General features: G+C 51.1%; 17 protein-coding genes. 9 read left to right on the top strand and 8 right to left on the bottom strand.

Translation table 11 applies throughout. From position 1 onward, the window contains the following. A partial coding sequence (locus GKC03_08935; protein NYT12652.1) for a hypothetical protein occupies positions 1–1,581 on the bottom strand: 1,581 nt, incomplete at its 3' end. A 429-nt stretch (positions 1,582–2,010) separates the two neighbouring features. Here GKC03_08935 and GKC03_08930 point away from each other — a divergent pair. The 4 genes from GKC03_08930 (at position 2,011) to GKC03_08915 (ending at position 4,788) form a co-directional block, all read left to right on the top strand. Then, positions 2,011–2,544, top strand: a complete 534-nt coding sequence (locus tag GKC03_08930; GenBank protein ID NYT12651.1) for a hypothetical protein — start codon at positions 2,011–2,013, stop codon at positions 2,542–2,544. Next, positions 2,544–3,698, top strand: a complete 1,155-nt coding sequence (locus GKC03_08925) for an SPFH domain-containing protein (protein NYT12650.1) — start codon at positions 2,544–2,546, stop codon at positions 3,696–3,698. Before GKC03_08930 ends, GKC03_08925 begins: the two co-directional genes overlap by 1 nt. An 18-nt stretch (positions 3,699–3,716) precedes the next feature. Next, positions 3,717–4,112 (top strand): hypothetical protein, encoded by a 396-nt coding sequence (locus GKC03_08920; GenBank protein NYT12649.1) that lies wholly within the window; start codon positions 3,717–3,719, stop codon positions 4,110–4,112. 187 nt (positions 4,113–4,299) lie between these two features. Continuing rightward, positions 4,300–4,788, top strand: coding sequence for a flavodoxin family protein (locus GKC03_08915; GenBank protein NYT12648.1), 489 nt, complete (start codon positions 4,300–4,302; stop codon positions 4,786–4,788). A gap of 166 nt (positions 4,789–4,954) precedes the next feature. Here GKC03_08915 and GKC03_08910 read toward each other — a convergent pair whose 3' ends face one another. The 4 genes from GKC03_08910 to GKC03_08895 all read right to left on the bottom strand — a co-directional run bounded on the left by GKC03_08910 (position 4,955) and on the right by GKC03_08895 (position 9,544). Continuing rightward, positions 4,955–5,350, bottom strand: a complete 396-nt coding sequence (locus tag GKC03_08910) for a PaaI family thioesterase (protein ID NYT12647.1) — start codon at positions 5,348–5,350, stop codon at positions 4,955–4,957. Positions 5,351–5,438: 88 nt separating this feature from the next. Continuing rightward, positions 5,439–5,759: a hypothetical protein gene (locus GKC03_08905; protein ID NYT12646.1), complete on the bottom strand. Its 321-nt coding sequence runs from the start codon at positions 5,757–5,759 to the stop codon at positions 5,439–5,441. A 128-nt stretch (positions 5,760–5,887) separates the two neighbouring features. Continuing rightward, a complete protein-coding gene (locus GKC03_08900; GenBank protein ID NYT12645.1) occupies positions 5,888–8,692 on the bottom strand; it encodes a carboxypeptidase regulatory-like domain-containing protein in 2,805 nt (934 codons plus the stop codon). Between the two features lie 363 nt (positions 8,693–9,055). Next, complete coding sequence (locus GKC03_08895) at positions 9,056–9,544, bottom strand: flavodoxin family protein (GenBank protein ID NYT12644.1); 489 nt, start codon at positions 9,542–9,544, stop codon at positions 9,056–9,058. Between the two features lie 237 nt (positions 9,545–9,781). Between GKC03_08895 and GKC03_08890 the strand changes: the two genes are divergently transcribed. Continuing rightward, positions 9,782–9,991, top strand: coding sequence for a 4-oxalocrotonate tautomerase (locus GKC03_08890; GenBank protein NYT12643.1), 210 nt, complete (start codon positions 9,782–9,784; stop codon positions 9,989–9,991). A gap of 102 nt (positions 9,992–10,093) precedes the next feature. Here the strand turns inward: GKC03_08890 and GKC03_08885 are convergent, their stop codons facing one another. Then, positions 10,094–10,495, bottom strand: a complete 402-nt coding sequence (locus tag GKC03_08885; GenBank protein ID NYT12642.1) for a DUF4332 domain-containing protein — start codon at positions 10,493–10,495, stop codon at positions 10,094–10,096. Between the two features lie 181 nt (positions 10,496–10,676). On the opposite strand from GKC03_08885, the gene GKC03_08880 reads away from it, so the two are divergent. The 4 genes from GKC03_08880 (at position 10,677) to GKC03_08865 (ending at position 13,776) form a co-directional block, all read left to right on the top strand. Beyond that, positions 10,677–11,297 carry an HdeD family acid-resistance protein gene (locus GKC03_08880; protein NYT12641.1) on the top strand — a complete coding sequence of 207 codons (621 nt, stop codon included), beginning with the start codon at positions 10,677–10,679 and terminating at the stop codon, positions 11,295–11,297. Positions 11,298–11,489: 192 nt separating this feature from the next. Further along, positions 11,490–12,653, top strand: coding sequence for a PLP-dependent aminotransferase family protein (locus GKC03_08875; protein ID NYT12640.1), 1,164 nt, complete (start codon positions 11,490–11,492; stop codon positions 12,651–12,653). 207 nt (positions 12,654–12,860) lie between these two features. After that, positions 12,861–13,457, top strand: a complete 597-nt coding sequence (locus tag GKC03_08870) for a hypothetical protein (GenBank protein NYT12639.1) — start codon at positions 12,861–12,863, stop codon at positions 13,455–13,457. Further along, positions 13,447–13,776 carry a transcriptional regulator gene (locus GKC03_08865; GenBank protein ID NYT12638.1) on the top strand — a complete coding sequence of 110 codons (330 nt, stop codon included), beginning with the start codon at positions 13,447–13,449 and terminating at the stop codon, positions 13,774–13,776. Before GKC03_08870 ends, GKC03_08865 begins: the two co-directional genes overlap by 11 nt. Before the next feature lie 32 nt (positions 13,777–13,808). Here the strand turns inward: GKC03_08865 and GKC03_08860 are convergent, their stop codons facing one another. Together GKC03_08860 and GKC03_08855 are read right to left on the bottom strand one after the other, a co-directional pair. Further along, positions 13,809–14,375 (bottom strand): flavodoxin family protein, encoded by a 567-nt coding sequence (locus tag GKC03_08860; protein NYT12637.1) that lies wholly within the window; start codon positions 14,373–14,375, stop codon positions 13,809–13,811. 43 nt (positions 14,376–14,418) lie between these two features. After that, positions 14,419–14,886 (bottom strand): hypothetical protein, encoded by a 468-nt coding sequence (locus tag GKC03_08855; GenBank protein NYT12636.1) that lies wholly within the window; start codon positions 14,884–14,886, stop codon positions 14,419–14,421. Between the last annotated feature and the right edge of the window lie 16 nt (positions 14,887–14,902).

Raw genomic sequence — 14,902 nt, 5'->3', positions numbered from 1 at the left:
CCATCCACTACCGGTATAGCTGATGTGCACCTTGTCGTTGGAGTCGAGGGCGATGGACGAAGAAGAATACACACCAGACGCTTCAATGGTCTGTATGTCCCAGCTTCCCCCGGCGTTGGTGGCGTACTTCAGGTCATTATTCGTGTAATCACAATAGCTGATGTGCACCTTGTCGTTAGAGTCGATGGCGATTGAGGGCAACCATGCATGATGTCCAATGATCTGATGGACCCAGGTTCCTCCAGCGTTGGTGGCGTACATTAGATTGCCATTGTCACTATCCACATAGGTGATGTGCACCTTATTGTTGGAGTCGACGGCTGAGGACGTGTGTGATTGAACATTGGCACCTCTGTCAATTGTCTGATGGCTCCAGGTTCCTCCGGTTACTGCAATGGTGGGGGCAACATTGTTGACGGTGACTGTAGTTATGTCCATATCTCTCAACCTTCCGTCGGACACCTCCAGATATACGTCCCCTACATAGTCATCGTACCATCTATTCTTGGCATTACCGAACGACGACCAGGATCTATCCCACTCTCCATCAGCATCGAAATCAAATCGGTACTGGAGGGGGTCATCATCCGTACTACCAGCGGCATTGAATAATACGATATCGCCTTCATTCACTACGTATGGTCCGCCAAGATCAGCTACAGGACGGGACTCCCCCGGGAATGGCATCAGTGCATACGCATATCTTATCTGATAACCGCTTCCATAGTTAGGCATGTACCACCATCCTTTATCGAAGTCGTACTCGACCTCATAGTACCTCAGCCAGTCGTCAGGATTCAATGTGCTTTTATTGTTGTCAGAATCGGTCACCCATATTCCGAGATACCATCCGTTCGGGTCCATAGGGTCTGGAAAGGGATCGTAGTTCACTCCCCAGCATGTAATGGCATGCCCGCCTCCTCCAGAGACTGGACAGATGCTCAGGCCAACTGCATTTCCTAGCGTCAGGAAGTGTTTTATGTCGGGCAATACGCTGAAGTTAAGCCCCGTTTCATCGACATATGTGGACCAGTCGTAGGTGGGAGCCCAGAAACCGTCCACATCGACGTCCTCCTCCGACCAATTGACTCCAGGGGTGTTCAGGTTCCCGTTGAACCACCATTCCAACCCATATTTGGTGTTGCTACCGTTATCGGTGACATGATCCTGGTAGTATTGGAAAAAGTCATCGGTACCGTCCATTCCGTCAACGAATCCCCAGCCAGTCCATTCCAGCATGTTCGAGGCGGTGGCCGCCCAGCAGAGCAGGTCATCTTCATCTCCAGGGTTGTTCGGAGGAGGATTACCAGGCCCGTCGAATGGGGGCCTTTTCTCGGCATCTGCCCACCACCCGCCATGTTCCTCCCATAGTAATAGTCTTTTACCTTCGGGTTTGTCTTGATACGACACCACCCATCCGGTTAGAGGTTCATCCGCACCTAGATTCTCTTGATCTCCATTGATCAATGGGATGAAATCATCGTCGATATCTAATGTGTAGGCACTAATTAATCCCATGAATGCCACCAGAACCATGGATAGGGCCAAGGCGGCAAACAATAGAATTCTCTTTATCTTCATTCATCTCGCCTTCATGTTTATTAAATATTATTTAATATAAAGGTACTAAGATTTTTAAATTTGCTAATAGCCTGTAATGGAATCGATTTAATTCACCTCCTCCTGCCCCAGGATGTGGAAATTATAGTTCTCTAAGACGATAAAATTATTGTTAACAGTGTTTACTGCAGTCGATAATGGATAATTATTATCTCATCATCAATCTCCGCGAAACCATTCACCCATTCATAAGATTAGACTCAGATAGGGCCAGACTTGAAATATCTGGAATCGAGGCGAAAACACGTTTCAACCATTTCATACTCGTTGTGAGCGGAAACTCAACGTGATAATCTCAATCGATGAAATTTAAATCAATTCTTTAAAAAGGTTTGATTGAATCATACCTGTTCCGATAATGATAATCTTACCTTTGCCAGAGGGTCAATCATGTCTGATTTGAGGAGAAGGGTGGTCGAGGACAGGGGATTGATCAAGGAGATCGAACTCCTCATCCCGGGGTTCCACGGCTACAGGGAGAGGGAGGACCTCAGGGTCGCGGACTCGCTGCTGCGAGAGCAGTTGGCTAGCAGTCTTGGAAGCATTCGAAAAGGGCTGGAACGGTGCAGAGAAATCGTGGTCAGGAAGAAAGAGCTTGATCTGATCGAGGAGACCGGGATCCTCGTTAGGAGGTGCTCTGCCATCGAGGAGAGGATCAGGCATGCGGAGCAGGGCTATACTGGTATTTCAGCCGACTTCAGGATTGAGCAGGTGGAACTGAACCAGCTCTACGAGTGGGATCTCAGCCTTTTAAAGGGGGTGAGTTGGATGCGCGACACCGTTGCCAATCTTAAGACATCCCTCGACAGCGGCGATTCGAAGGCCGTCCACCGCGGAGTGAAGGCAGTGTCCAAGGGCCTTGATGACTTCGATGAGCTCTTCGAGAGAAGGCGGGTCATGATCGCCGGTCTGGAGGCATTCTGATGTTCAACGGTGGAAAGGGAGAACCCGGTAACATTGCCCGTAATACATATGCCTGGGCGGATGCGCAGAAGGGCGAGAGGGTCATGTACCGCTATCCCAGGAATGTCAGATGGAACGATAACGTCATCGTGAGGGAGGACGAGTTCGCCGTCTTCTTCAGGGACGGAAAGGCCCTGCATGTCTTCGACCGCCCTGGAAGGTATGCGGTCACCACCCTGAATGTCCCGGTCCTGGGGGAGCTGGTGGCCAAGAGCCTGGGCATCAAGCAGCTGGGCGAGATATTTTACATTCAAAGAAGGGAGATGAGGGGGAAGTACGGCACGACCGAGCCCTTGGCGTTCAGGGACAAGGACTTCGGCATCGTCCGCATACGTGCCTTCGGCAAGTTCTCGTACCGGGTGGTGGACCCCACCCTCTTCATAACACAGTTCGTCGGGAGCGAGGGGATCACCGAGAGTGAGAGGATCGTAGAATGGCTGAGGTTCGAGCTGGTCCAGACCCTGAACGATGTCTTGGGTGAGCTGAACCGGGACAAGGGGATATCTGTTCTGGATATACCCGCCTATCTAAACGAGATCGAGCATATGGCCCTCAGCAAGATCTCCGCCGAGGTGGAAGCCTACGGGCTCCGGATCATGAATATCGCGGGGCTCAACATCAACCTACCCGACGAGGTGCAGGCCGCGATCGATCGCAGGGGTGCCATGGGTGCCCTGGAGGTCAACTACATGCAGTACCAGACCGGAAAGGCCATAGAGGGCGTGGGCGAGGGCGCTGCCAAGGGAGACGGATCGGCGGCAGGGCTCTTCGCAGGACTTGGCGCCGGGGCCGGTGCTGGACTGGAGATGGGAAGGGCCATGAGTGGCGGGATGTCCCAATCCAATCAATCATCGTCGGTCGTGCAGGGGGCGATCAGATGCGAGAAATGCGGCGCGGAGATACCATCCAACTCCAGGTTCTGCCTCGAATGCGGCAATAAGATACGTATGGACGGAATGATGGAGTGCCCTGAGTGCAAGGAGAGAATACCCTCTTCGTCGAAGTTCTGCCCGGAGTGCGGGAGCAAGCTCGTCGAGAAGTGTCCAGAATGCGGGAATGAGGTCAGGGGCAAGGTCAATTACTGCTCGGAATGCGGGAACAGGTTCACCTCTTGAACGATTGGAATGATGACCATGGCTGCGATTAGCGATACTATTCCTCCCGTCGAGCGATCATTGCATGGCTCCAACGATCCATTGAAGAAAGCTCAGGACAGGCCGGGACCTCAGTTCGAGACCTCGGTATTGGTTCTGGTGATGGCGGGAATCGGCGGTTTGCTGGCGTTCTTCGGTTTCGCCTTCTCGATAGTAGCGGCAGCTGCCTCATCTGGATTCTGGCCATTGGCCATAGGCCTCTTCATCGTGGCCATCGTCCTCTTCTCCTTGGCCTTCGTTCTCAACAAGAAGGAAGCCGCCTCCTGGGAGAAGAGGATCCAGGATATCAAAGCAACTGGAAAATGTCAGTACTGCGGAAGGGTCAACCTCCCAGGAAGCAGCAAGTGCGAGTCCTGCGGGGCCCCTCTGTGGTGACATTCTGATTTCACAGGAGCCCATAGCATCCTCAACAATTACCTTCGAAAGGCGAGATCTTGGTCGATCTTTCATAGACGGAAGGACCAATGGATCTTGACCGGGTGATCCTCCCGGACTTCCTTGACCATCTGATGTCCACGCTAAGAATAATTAGGAGGAAATGGATATCGGGATCGGTGTTGGAATGAGGGTCGAGCTTTACCACGCCTCGAAATATGGGAATGGAGCGAAGGTGGCAGAGGAGTTCAAGAGGCTCATGATGGCCAAGGGCAATGAGGTCAACATTCATCACATCAAGGAAGTGAGCCCCAAGGATCTTCCATCTGCCGACCTCTATGTCTTTGGCTCACCGACGCATTTCGGGAAGGCTGTCGGTGGGATGATCCGCTTCCTGAAGAAACTGTCGTTGCCATCAGGGACGAAGTATGCGGTTTTCGGCACCTTTAGTGCGGCCAGACCTAACAAGAAGACCGGTATTATTCCATCGGAAGAGGAATTGGAGAAGGAGCGACACACCATACCAATGATCGACGAACAGCTCAAGGCCAAGGGTCTGAGGAAGGTGGCGGAGATGAAGGTCTTCGTTCAACCTGAGAATATGAAAGGTCCCTTGGAGGATGGCTGGCAGGAAATAGTTGAGAAGTTCGTGGCCCAGATTCTAGAACCATCCTAGTTTCTATCGTCAGATTTCGTCAGACTTCTGAGCAGCATTCTTTCAAACCCGTATTCAGGATCAATAATCTCAGAGTCCTAATGAAATGCTCTAATCTGAGATGGATTCAGTCAGTCTCGTTCCAAGGTCGACGGCCTCTCGATTATTCATCCTCATCAAAGTTCGCTCATTCCCTCTTCGGCGTCTTTCGATAGACCATGCCGTGGAACGTGGCGATCCTCTCATCAGAATCGTCCGTGACACTCACCAAGTATGTCGCGATCTTGGGGTTCAGCGAGATCTCCTCAGCCACGGCGTACAGGGCACCAGAAGTAACGGATTTCATGTATGAAATGTGAGCATTTATTGACGCGGCAGGTACGCCGTGAGAGTTGGACGCAACGGCGAAGGCGGTATCGGCAAGTGTGAATATGGCGCCTCCATGAACCGTACCATGGCTGTTCAGATGCTTTTCAGCGACCTCCATCTTCACCCTGGCCCTACCCGGTGAGGCTTCTAGGAGGACTACGCCGGACTCTTTAGCGAAGGAATCTCTTGAAAAGAACTCCTCTGTGGCATTCATCAGGGATATACCTGATTGGCAATAGATAGAATTTTTTAGTTGCCTCGATAGATGAATCTGGATACAAGTTGAATTGTTGTGTTGCTAATCATCTGTATCCTAGAAGCAGTGCAAGGCAGGAGGCGCAGTAGAAATATCCGATCCGGTTCCGCTCCTCCGTGTAGGTTATGTGGAGTTCGACCATCCTACCTGGGAAGACCTCCTTGCATCCACGACAGACATATCTGTCGGGACGCTCCATGCATTCCTCCTCCCTCTCGTCGAGGATCATGTAATCCTCGCGGGATAGGGAACACCATGAAGGTTCGCGTTTGCATTTCCACCCAGTGATGTAGCACTCATCCCCTCTCAGATACCTGCAGTCATGGATCCCATTCGAAGAATCTTGCTTATGATCTTCAACTGCCAATGGTTTCATTCAATCGGGCACATTGATAATTAGCGTTTCCCCCTACCGAAATACCGGTACTATGGCCAGTGATGACTGATCCGAGGGCGAACGATAGAGATTCAAACGATTTCACATCGGAAATTCGTCTATTTCCTGGATCTCATGACCAGGACCACGGCGACACCTATCACCGCGACCGTAGCTATGACCACCGCTATTAGTACGATGTCCAGACCACCATTTCCGCTGACGCCAATGGTTGCGTTGACCTCGATGGAAAATGGGCCATCCCCGATACCGTTCACGGCGCACAACTCGTAGAAATAGTTGACATCCTTTGTGACTTCGGTGTCGTTGAAGTACAGCTGGTTGCCTACCGTACCAAGATACATCTCTCCTCCAGAGGAGGTACCCCTATAGATCTTGTAGTTGGTGATAGGATCTCCCCCATCGTCCGCTGGAGCTCCCCAGGTGAGGTTGATGTATCCGTCCCCTGTCGTGACCTGCAGGTTCTGAGGGGCGGTCGGAATCGTTGCTGGGATGGCGGAGATCTCGCTTGACAGCCCACTCTCTCCAATGGGATTCACCGCGCTCACCCGGTAGTAGTAGGTAACACCGTTGGTCAGGTCGTTGTCCGTGTATAGGAGGACGTTGCCTATTGTCGCAAGAAGTATCTCTGAGCCGGGCGTTGTGCTCCTGTATATGTTGTAACCGGTGATCGAGGATCCGCCATCGTACGGGGCGGACCAGTCCAGGTTCACCAATGAATCTCCGGCTTCGACATGGAAGTTGCCTGGGCCGGAAGGAACCGAAAGGAACAGAAATGCATACTTGAGGTCGAGATTGGTTCCATCGAGGTAGCTGATATGAACCCTCTCCTTCGAATCGATGGCCAATGAGCTAAATTCGCCCACCATTCCAGAACCGTCAAGGGTCTGATAGCTCCAACCTCCAAATGCGTTTGTGGTGTACTTCAGATCCTGGTTCGTAAAATCATAGTAGCTGATATGAACCCTGTCGTTCGAGCCAATGGCGATAGATGTGCGTTTTCCAACATCACCGGCGTTATCCAGGGTCTGACAGCTCCAGTTTCCACTAGAGTTGGTGGCGTACTTCAGATCCTTGTTGGCCAAATCATAGTAGCTAATATGAACCCTGTCGTTCGAGTCAAGCGCTATCGATGTGTAGAGTCCGATGTCATCCGCACTGTCGATTGTGTGATAGCTCCAACTTCCGCCAGAATTGGTAGCGTACTTCAGATCCCTATTCGTTTCATCAAAGTAGCTGATGTGGATCTTATCGTTCGAGTCGACGGCAATGGACGAGTGCCAGCCATTCAGAGAAGAACTGTCTAAGATCTGGTAGCTCCAGTCTCCACCTGCGTTGGTAGCGTACTTCAGATCTTGAGTCAACCAATAGAAGTAGCTGATGTGGACCTTATCATTCGAGTCGACGGCAATGGAGGGGTCATAACCAGTCCGGTCGGAACTGTCCAGGGTCTGATGGCTCCAACCTCCTCCGGCGTTGGTAGCGTACTTCAGATCATCGTTTGTCGTATCGAAGTAGGCGATGTGGATCTTGTTGTTTGAGTCGATAGCGATGGAAGACTCTAATCCGACTTCACCCGAACTGTCAATGGTCTGGTAGTTCCAGTCCCCGCTTGCGTCGGTAGCATATTTGAGGTCCCTGTTCGTCTGATCATAATAGCTAATGTGGACTCTGTCATTCGAATCGATGGCTATCGAGGTATAGTATCCGACATCGTCGGGACCATCAATGATGCGATTGCTCCAATCTCCACCCGAGTTCGTGACGTACTTGAGGTCATAATTTGTAAAGGCATAATAGCTAATGTGAACCCTGTCGTTAGAGTCGATGGCTATGGAGGTGTGGTATCCAATATCGCCAGAGCTATCAATGGTCCGAAGGCTCCAACCTCCTCCGGCGTTGGTAGCGTACTTCAGATCATCGTTTGTCGTATCATAGTAGCTGATGTGAACCCTGTCGGTCGAGTCTATAGCAATGGAAGTGTACAATCCAACATTGCCACTGCTGTCAATGGTCTGGTTGCTCCAATCTCCTCCAGCGTTGTTGGCGTATTTCAGATCCTTGTTGGCCAAATCATAGTAGCTGATGTGGATTCTGTCATTCGAGTTGATAGCGATGGAGGTGTACCATCCAATTTCACCTTGGCCGTCAACGGTCTGATAGCTCCAATCACCGCCTGCGTTGGTGGCGTACTTGAGGTCGTAATTGGTTATATCACAATAGCTGATGTAGGCAATATCGTTCGAGTCGATTGCGATCGATGAGAATTTACCAACATCTCCGGCATTGTCCAGGGTCTGATAGCTCCAACCTCCTCCAGCGTTGGTGGCGTACTTCAGATCCTGGTTCGTAACATCACGGTAGCTGATGTGAACCCTGTCGTTAGAGTCGGTGGCAATGGAGGTTTCCCATCCAACATTGCCACTGCTGTCCAGGGTCTGATAGCTCCAACCTCCTCCGGCGTTGGTTGCATACTTCAGATCGTTGTTAGTGATATCATAGTAGCTGATGTGAACCCAGTCACTAGAGTCAAGCGCTATCGAGGTGTGGAGTCCGACGTTGTCCGCACCATCGATGGTCTGATAACTCCAACTCCCGCCAGAATTGGTGGCGTACTTCAGGTCTCTATTCGTCTCATCATAGTAGCTGATATGACTTCTGTCATTCGAGTCGATTGCGATAGAAGTGTAACTGCCAGTTTGATCAACTGTATCCAGCATTGTGATGCACCAATCATCAAGAACACCGGCACCCTCAGCATTTGAAGGAACGACCACGAAGGCAGTTATCAGAAGAATGGCGACTATCGATATCGAGGTCCCGCTCATCCATCTACGGCATAATATCTTAGTGGGGTCAGCACTCCCCCTGTTTGGTGGAGAAACCCTGACGCTTGGTGACATCTCTCTCCCTGCCCCGCCACATGGAGAGTTTGAGTGTATTTTCCTATCAATATTGCGATATTGTCGCCTACATTAAGTGCATTATTAAATGGAGCCCAAAGGGAACATCGCCTAGTGTGCTCAGCAGAGGCATTGACATCGTCCTTGAAGCACGCTCCCCGTGGGCCCTCCATTTGGCAATCTCAAAATGATATATTCAGAGCAATAAATCTTTCTGTCTGTACTTCGCTTAGAAAATGGGGTTCCTCAGCTTGACCCAGATGATTGAGTATGGATTTAATTACCTTGAACATAGGACATCAAGACAAATTGCACTGAAATGACAAACGCATCAAGCGGATGAAAATTGATATCTCCTGCACTTCAATGACCAGAAGTATGGATGATCCTGTCCATGAATGCTTCCAAATCCTCTCTCCACCCCTCTTCGAGAGGTCCCTTCAAACCAGTGACGTAGATCTTCACATCCGCCACCTTGACCATCCCCTTTGGTTTTAGAACATCGTCCATAAGCGGTATGGTTCTCTGATATTTCTCCACCTCTTCTGGGGTGGGCATCTTTCCGGTCTTCTTGTTCGGTTCCGGGGCACCGTGCGTTGCGATCAGCGCGTACTTGGTGCCCGCAGGGAGGGCCACCTTCTTCAGGAAGCGACGCATCCCCCCGATCGGTTTTCCCAGGCGGGTGGGGGATATGAAGACATAAAGGTCTGCTTGAGCAAGCCCTTGGGGTTTCACCTCATTTATGTGATGGATGCCGACCTGATGTCCCTTCGTACCCATCATCTCCCTGAACTCCTCTGCCACCATGGCGCCGTTGCCATATTTTGAGGAATGATACAACTCGACTTTCATGGTCACCACCTTCTGTCAATGACGGTTGTTAATATTAAGATTTATGTTGAGTCAAATTGGTAGCGTTGATCGATTGAACCACGCACTGTGAAAGAATGCGATTCGCGCTCTGGATTATATGATCAATAATAAAATTAATTGACATTCTACGATTCAATAAATTCTATATCATGAGATTCTCAACTCTGAAACCGGCTGTTTATTACCCTGGAAATCGTATCTATCATCGGTGAGTCGATGCCTATCGTAACGATCGAGATGTGGCCCATACCCGACAGATGGAAAGCCGATTTGATGGAGAGGATCACCGCAGCCTTCACCCAGTTAGACATCCCGGCTGACGCCGTGACCATCGTGATTCACGAGACGCCGAAGGAGAACTGGGGAACAGGAGGACAACAGCACTCCATCATACACAAGGATACCGGCCCCTCCAATCTGAGTTGAAGCTTTGGTAATCCCATTCATAGAATGGCTTAAATCAGGTCAATGTCGCAAGAAAAAGTAAGAAAGGGGTTTGAATAGAAGGATTGATTTGAGATCCTTGAATCAATGTGTGACAACTTTAGGTAACTTCTTCGCCTGAGCCACCCAATCCTCGACCATTGAAAGGGAAGGAGTGCGGCGAACGATGTTCTTCTCAGCGTTTATCTCCTCAAGTTTCTTGGTCAAATTCTCCGGGTTGCGAGTGGCCAATTCGGGTACGGTGTCGACACCGGCTGCTTCCAGGAGGTCCGAGTATTCGGAACCTACCCCCTTGATCCTGTAGAGATCTGCTCGGTTGACCCACTCCAGTATCATGGGTGCATCGATACCCGACTTCTCGGCGATCTCCTTCCTTCCCTTGGCCGCTGCCCCTTTATCAAGCAGCATCTCGATGCTCGTGATTCCAGCGTCTGTCAATTTCTTTTCGAATGCGGGGCCTATTCCCTCAATATCGGATAATTTCATTTGATACCCCCCTTAATCAAATTTCTACCCCGTATTATATATAAATTTAGGATTTACAGAAAACGCCTCGAGGACTTTCAACGATTAGTGGCATTGTTCAATTCAATTAGTGAAAAAATTCATATTCTTTAAGTGCGAATAAAGAATCTTAACCTTCCATTAGAAGCGATCAAGTCTATGATTGACTGGCTGCAATGGAATCGACTCTGAGGTAAGATTCATGGAACAGATGGATGTCAAGCAAATTCAAGCGGAATGGAACAAGCGCAAGTGGTGGGAAAAGGTGGTCATTGGAGTGGTCGCCATAATCTTCGGGATAGTGGCTTTCGCCTGGCCTGACATGACACTCTATACGATCACCATGTTGTTCGGTGCTTTTGCGCTGGTGATTGGAATATTCGCAATAGTTTCTGGTATAGCAGGGAAGGATCTGGGTAATGCAAGGACCATATTCATCATCCAGGGAATACTTGGAATCATAATCGGTCTGATAGTCATGACCTGGCCTGGGCTCTCACTATTGTTCGTTGCATACCTTATCGGTTTTTGGGCGATAATGTATGGTGTATTCGAGATCGTTGCCGCGGCAGCGGCACCTCCTGACGCCATCCCATCGGGGATGAGCAAAGGAATCCTTGCCTTATCTGGAATAATCTCTCTAATATTCGGTTTCATCATCGTCCTCTTCCCGGGGGAAGGCGTTCTTGCGATCCTTTGGATTATTGCGGCCTTCGCTATTATTCTCGGAATAGTCAATGTTGTAATCGGATTCCAAGATAGGAAGTCGCCAAAGGCCGCATAGCAATGATGTTTATTCCCTTCTGAAACCCTTTACATCTCCATTCTTTCACTGATCATCATCTACTCTCATTACTTGTGGATCCCATACGTCTTTGGCAGGTCTCTTTCGCCCTTCGGTGAGAATCCTGTATATAGCACCAGCTCCATCCCCCCTTTCTGAGGGGATCCCACGACCTTCGAATTCGCCCGACGCATGTCCGTGACGCCCAAGTCATACATCATGGAGCTGATCAGCATCTGCCAGGACCCGGAGATAATCTCCTTCGCATCCGGCCTTCCCGACAACGCGCTCCTTCCAATGGAGAGCGTGGCCGCAGCGGCTCAGGATCTCCTCTCCACCGAGGAGGGCAGGTCTTCCCTGCAGTACAGCATCACTGAGGGCTACCCTCCACTACGAGAATTCATAGCCGATAGGTATCGCAGGAAGCACGGACTCGATGTCGACCCCGAGAAGATGATCATTGTGAACGGATCCCAGCAGTGCTTCGACCTGGTTGGGAAGGTCATGCTGGACCCTGGATCGTCGATGGCCATCGAACAGCCAGGATATCTCGGCGCGGTCCAGAGCTTCTCGGTCTTCGAACCCAGCTTCCGACCGGTAGACCTGAAGGAAGACGGTCCCAACCCGGAGATGCTGGAACGGATTATAAGGGAACACAAACCAAGACTTTTCTACTCCGTACCCAACTCACAGAATCCCATGGGCTCTACATACTCCTTGGAGGGCAGGAAGGCCGTTGTCGATATTATCGGGGGCGGAAGCACACTGGTCCTCGAGGACGACGCCTATGGTGAGCTGTGTTTCGACTCTGATCCATTGCCCCCTCTTGCTTCATTATTGCCGGAGCAGGTCGTCCTAACAGGTTCCTTCAGCAAGATATTCTCACCGGGGATGCGCTGCGGTTGGATGGTCGGTCCTCCCGAGGTAATGGAGAAGGTCACGATCGCCAAGGAGGCCACGGACCTTCACTCGAATTTCCTGTCTCAGAGGATAATCTTCCAGTGGCTGCAGGATAACGATCTTGACGCCCACATCGAGATGATCAACAGGAACTACAAGGCCAAGAGGGATCTCATGGTCCGCCTTTTAGACGAGCTGATGCCTGAGGGTGTGAGTCACACACATCCATCGGGAGGGTTGTTCGTGTGGATGACTCTTCCTGAGGGCTCCACGATGGAGCTGTTCCAAAAGGCACTGAAGAACAATGTGGCCATCATGCCTGGGTCGCCGTTCTACATCGCTGGTGGAAACGATCAGGGCGCGAGGCTCAACTTCTCGACGTCCAGTCTGGAAAGGATTGAGGAAGGTCTCAACCGACTCGCCCAAGTGACCAAGGAGTATCTGCGAGATCTATGAGATTAAAACCTACTCCTGACCAGGGATCATTTGCCATCTTCGTTCCTCTCAGCTCTGGAAATTCATGTCTGTCAAATCCTCTGGAAGTGATACTCAATGAGGAAGCGGGGGCAATTCGTTTCCTTCAAGCGACATTGAATGTGTGAAGAACTTTGTATTGCAAAGTAATAAATATCACAGAGTTGATTATAGACTGGAGGTAGAAAGATGAATGAGAACCTCGATCTAGAGAGGATCGAAAGGAAGGCCTTCAGCTCCTACATGCAGGACGGGTTCTGGGACATCTTCATAGGATTCCTGCTCCTGGGTTTCGGTCTTAGGATATACACGGACAATGTGCTGTTCACCGTCCTCATCTTCGTAGGCGTCGGGATTCTCATCGTCGGGCGCAGGTACGTGACAATCCCCCGCCTGGGAATGGCCCGCTTTGGAGCAAAGCGCCAGAGGAGACACCTTTCACTCTTGGTGATGGTCCTTGCTGCGGTACTGTCCACAGTCGCTCTCTGGATACTATATGCCATGGACCTTCTGCCGTCGACGAACATAGTGGACATTGGATTCTCCATCATCGTGGCGTTGATCTTCGGAATGATCGCCTACTACATGGGAACGACAAGGATCTTCTTCTACGGTCTTGTCATTGCATCCATAATCTACCTGACGGGGACGATCGAGGACGAGTTGGCTTCGATCCTGTCCATAGCGTCCGGGGCAATCATCCTGATCGTTGGAGTGGTAATGCTGGTCGTGTTCTTCATCAGAAGATATCCATCGAGCAAGGAGAATGCTGGCGATGCCTGGTGAGACAGAGCCGATCGATGTAAGGGTTGGCGTCACGGATATCGACAAGACCATACACGAGCCCGTTCGCCTCATGATCATGGCCAACCTCTTCGTCCTCGAGAGCGCCGATTTCCTATTCCTCATGAATAGGATGGGGCTCACTTTCGGCAACCTATCGTCGCACATGAAGAAGCTCGAGGATGCGGGGTACATCGAGGTCGTGAAGGAGTTCGTAGGGAGAAAACCCCACACCATGCTCCGCCTCACCAATGAGGGACGTCATGCTTTTATGGAGTACCGTAGGAGGATGGGCGAGTTCCTTGGTGATCTTCCGGATTAATCATGCCGAGAGCAAGAATCTTGAGCGAGCCCTCATTCTCTAAGGCCGCAAGAGGTGATACTCCTCCCAAGTTGGTACGCCGATTCCATGGCATCGCTCTTTCTGGACACCTCCCCCTTGGCGTTGACACCCGGGACGACCACGCCCTCTATCAAGCGGAGCTCTAGATATTGGAAGCATCGTCTGAAGAAATCCTCCACAGGCTCAGCCGTGGCAGGATCGAGCTCCTCGAATGGAATGACATACGTGGCAACCTTTCCTCGAATGCTGATCCGATTCTCTGGGCAGTTGAAGTAGACCATCCTGTCGATCAGCATCTTCATCAGTCCCGAGGGTGCGTACCAATAGACCGGAGTTCCGAAGACGAAGGCGTCGCTCTTCTTCATCGTCTCGTAGAGGTCCAGCATGTCGTCGCCCTTCGGGCATTCGCGCCCCTTCCAACAGGCATGGCATCCATCGCATTCCTTGATCTCCAGGTCCCCCAGCTCGACGATCTCGGTCTCTGCCCCCAGCGAATCACAGCCCTTCATCACGCTCGTCATGAGCGCATGCGTGTTCCCGGATGTTCTCGGGCTGCCCAATATCCCAAGCACCTTCAAAGAGCCACCTCGCTCGATGATGGTATTCCGGAATGATAAATCTCTACCCGAATATCCTTATTTCCGGATGCCCTCTTGCCGATTCCACGATCGGTCCCCTGCACGCGAAGCTCGGACCAAGGCCGCTTCCTCTGATCACCAGCAACAGGTCACCAGGGTGTATATCGAAGCTCAGAAGGGTCTCGATTCGCAGGAACGCAGTCCCGTTTTCTCGCAATGAGGTCCTGCTGTAGCATCGGTCTCCCTCTGCCACCGCACTCCCCTCATCAATCGATCCACTCAGGATCCCATGGATCTTCTCCAAGCCTTCTCGCAGAGGGGACCTCTCCAAGCGATCCGAGCCGATGATCGAGAATCCTCCGGATGACCTGCTCCCCCCTACCACGATCAGCCTTTCTCTAGGAGAGAGCCCATACTCCTCGATCGCCTCTTGAGGCACGGCGAACGTCCCGTCCTCTCGCACTCTGGACCAACCGAAAATGTGCTTTCCACCCCTGGCGATCCTGGTCATCCGATCAAACCCCCTG

Source organism: Methanomassiliicoccales archaeon, assembly GCA_013415695.1.
GTDB lineage: Archaea > Thermoplasmatota > Thermoplasmata > Methanomassiliicoccales > JAAEEP01 > JAAEEP01.
This window is presented reverse-complemented; position numbering and strand designations above follow the sequence as displayed.

Coding starts and splice junctions, on each gene's coding strand:
- GKC03_08925 (NYT12650.1), top strand. CDS start 2,544: ATGTTCAACGGTGGAAAGGGAGAACCCGGTAACATTGCCCGTAATACA.
- GKC03_08900 (NYT12645.1), bottom strand. CDS start 8,692: ATGTCACCAAGCGTCAGGGTTTCTCCACCAAACAGGGGGAGTGCTGAC.
- GKC03_08895 (NYT12644.1), bottom strand. CDS start 9,544: ATGAAAGTCGAGTTGTATCATTCCTCAAAATATGGCAACGGCGCCATG.
- GKC03_08910 (NYT12647.1), bottom strand. CDS start 5,350: ATGAATGCCACAGAGGAGTTCTTTTCAAGAGATTCCTTCGCTAAAGAG.
- GKC03_08885 (NYT12642.1), bottom strand. CDS start 10,495: ATGAAATTATCCGATATTGAGGGAATAGGCCCCGCATTCGAAAAGAAA.
- GKC03_08920 (NYT12649.1), top strand. CDS start 3,717: ATGGCTGCGATTAGCGATACTATTCCTCCCGTCGAGCGATCATTGCAT.
- GKC03_08865 (NYT12638.1), top strand. CDS start 13,447: ATGCCTGGTGAGACAGAGCCGATCGATGTAAGGGTTGGCGTCACGGAT.
- GKC03_08870 (NYT12639.1), top strand. CDS start 12,861: ATGAATGAGAACCTCGATCTAGAGAGGATCGAAAGGAAGGCCTTCAGC.
- GKC03_08855 (NYT12636.1), bottom strand. CDS start 14,886: ATGACCAGGATCGCCAGGGGTGGAAAGCACATTTTCGGTTGGTCCAGA.
- GKC03_08875 (NYT12640.1), top strand. CDS start 11,490: ATGTCCGTGACGCCCAAGTCATACATCATGGAGCTGATCAGCATCTGC.
- GKC03_08915 (NYT12648.1), top strand. CDS start 4,300: ATGAGGGTCGAGCTTTACCACGCCTCGAAATATGGGAATGGAGCGAAG.
- GKC03_08930 (NYT12651.1), top strand. CDS start 2,011: ATGTCTGATTTGAGGAGAAGGGTGGTCGAGGACAGGGGATTGATCAAG.
- GKC03_08890 (NYT12643.1), top strand. CDS start 9,782: ATGCCTATCGTAACGATCGAGATGTGGCCCATACCCGACAGATGGAAA.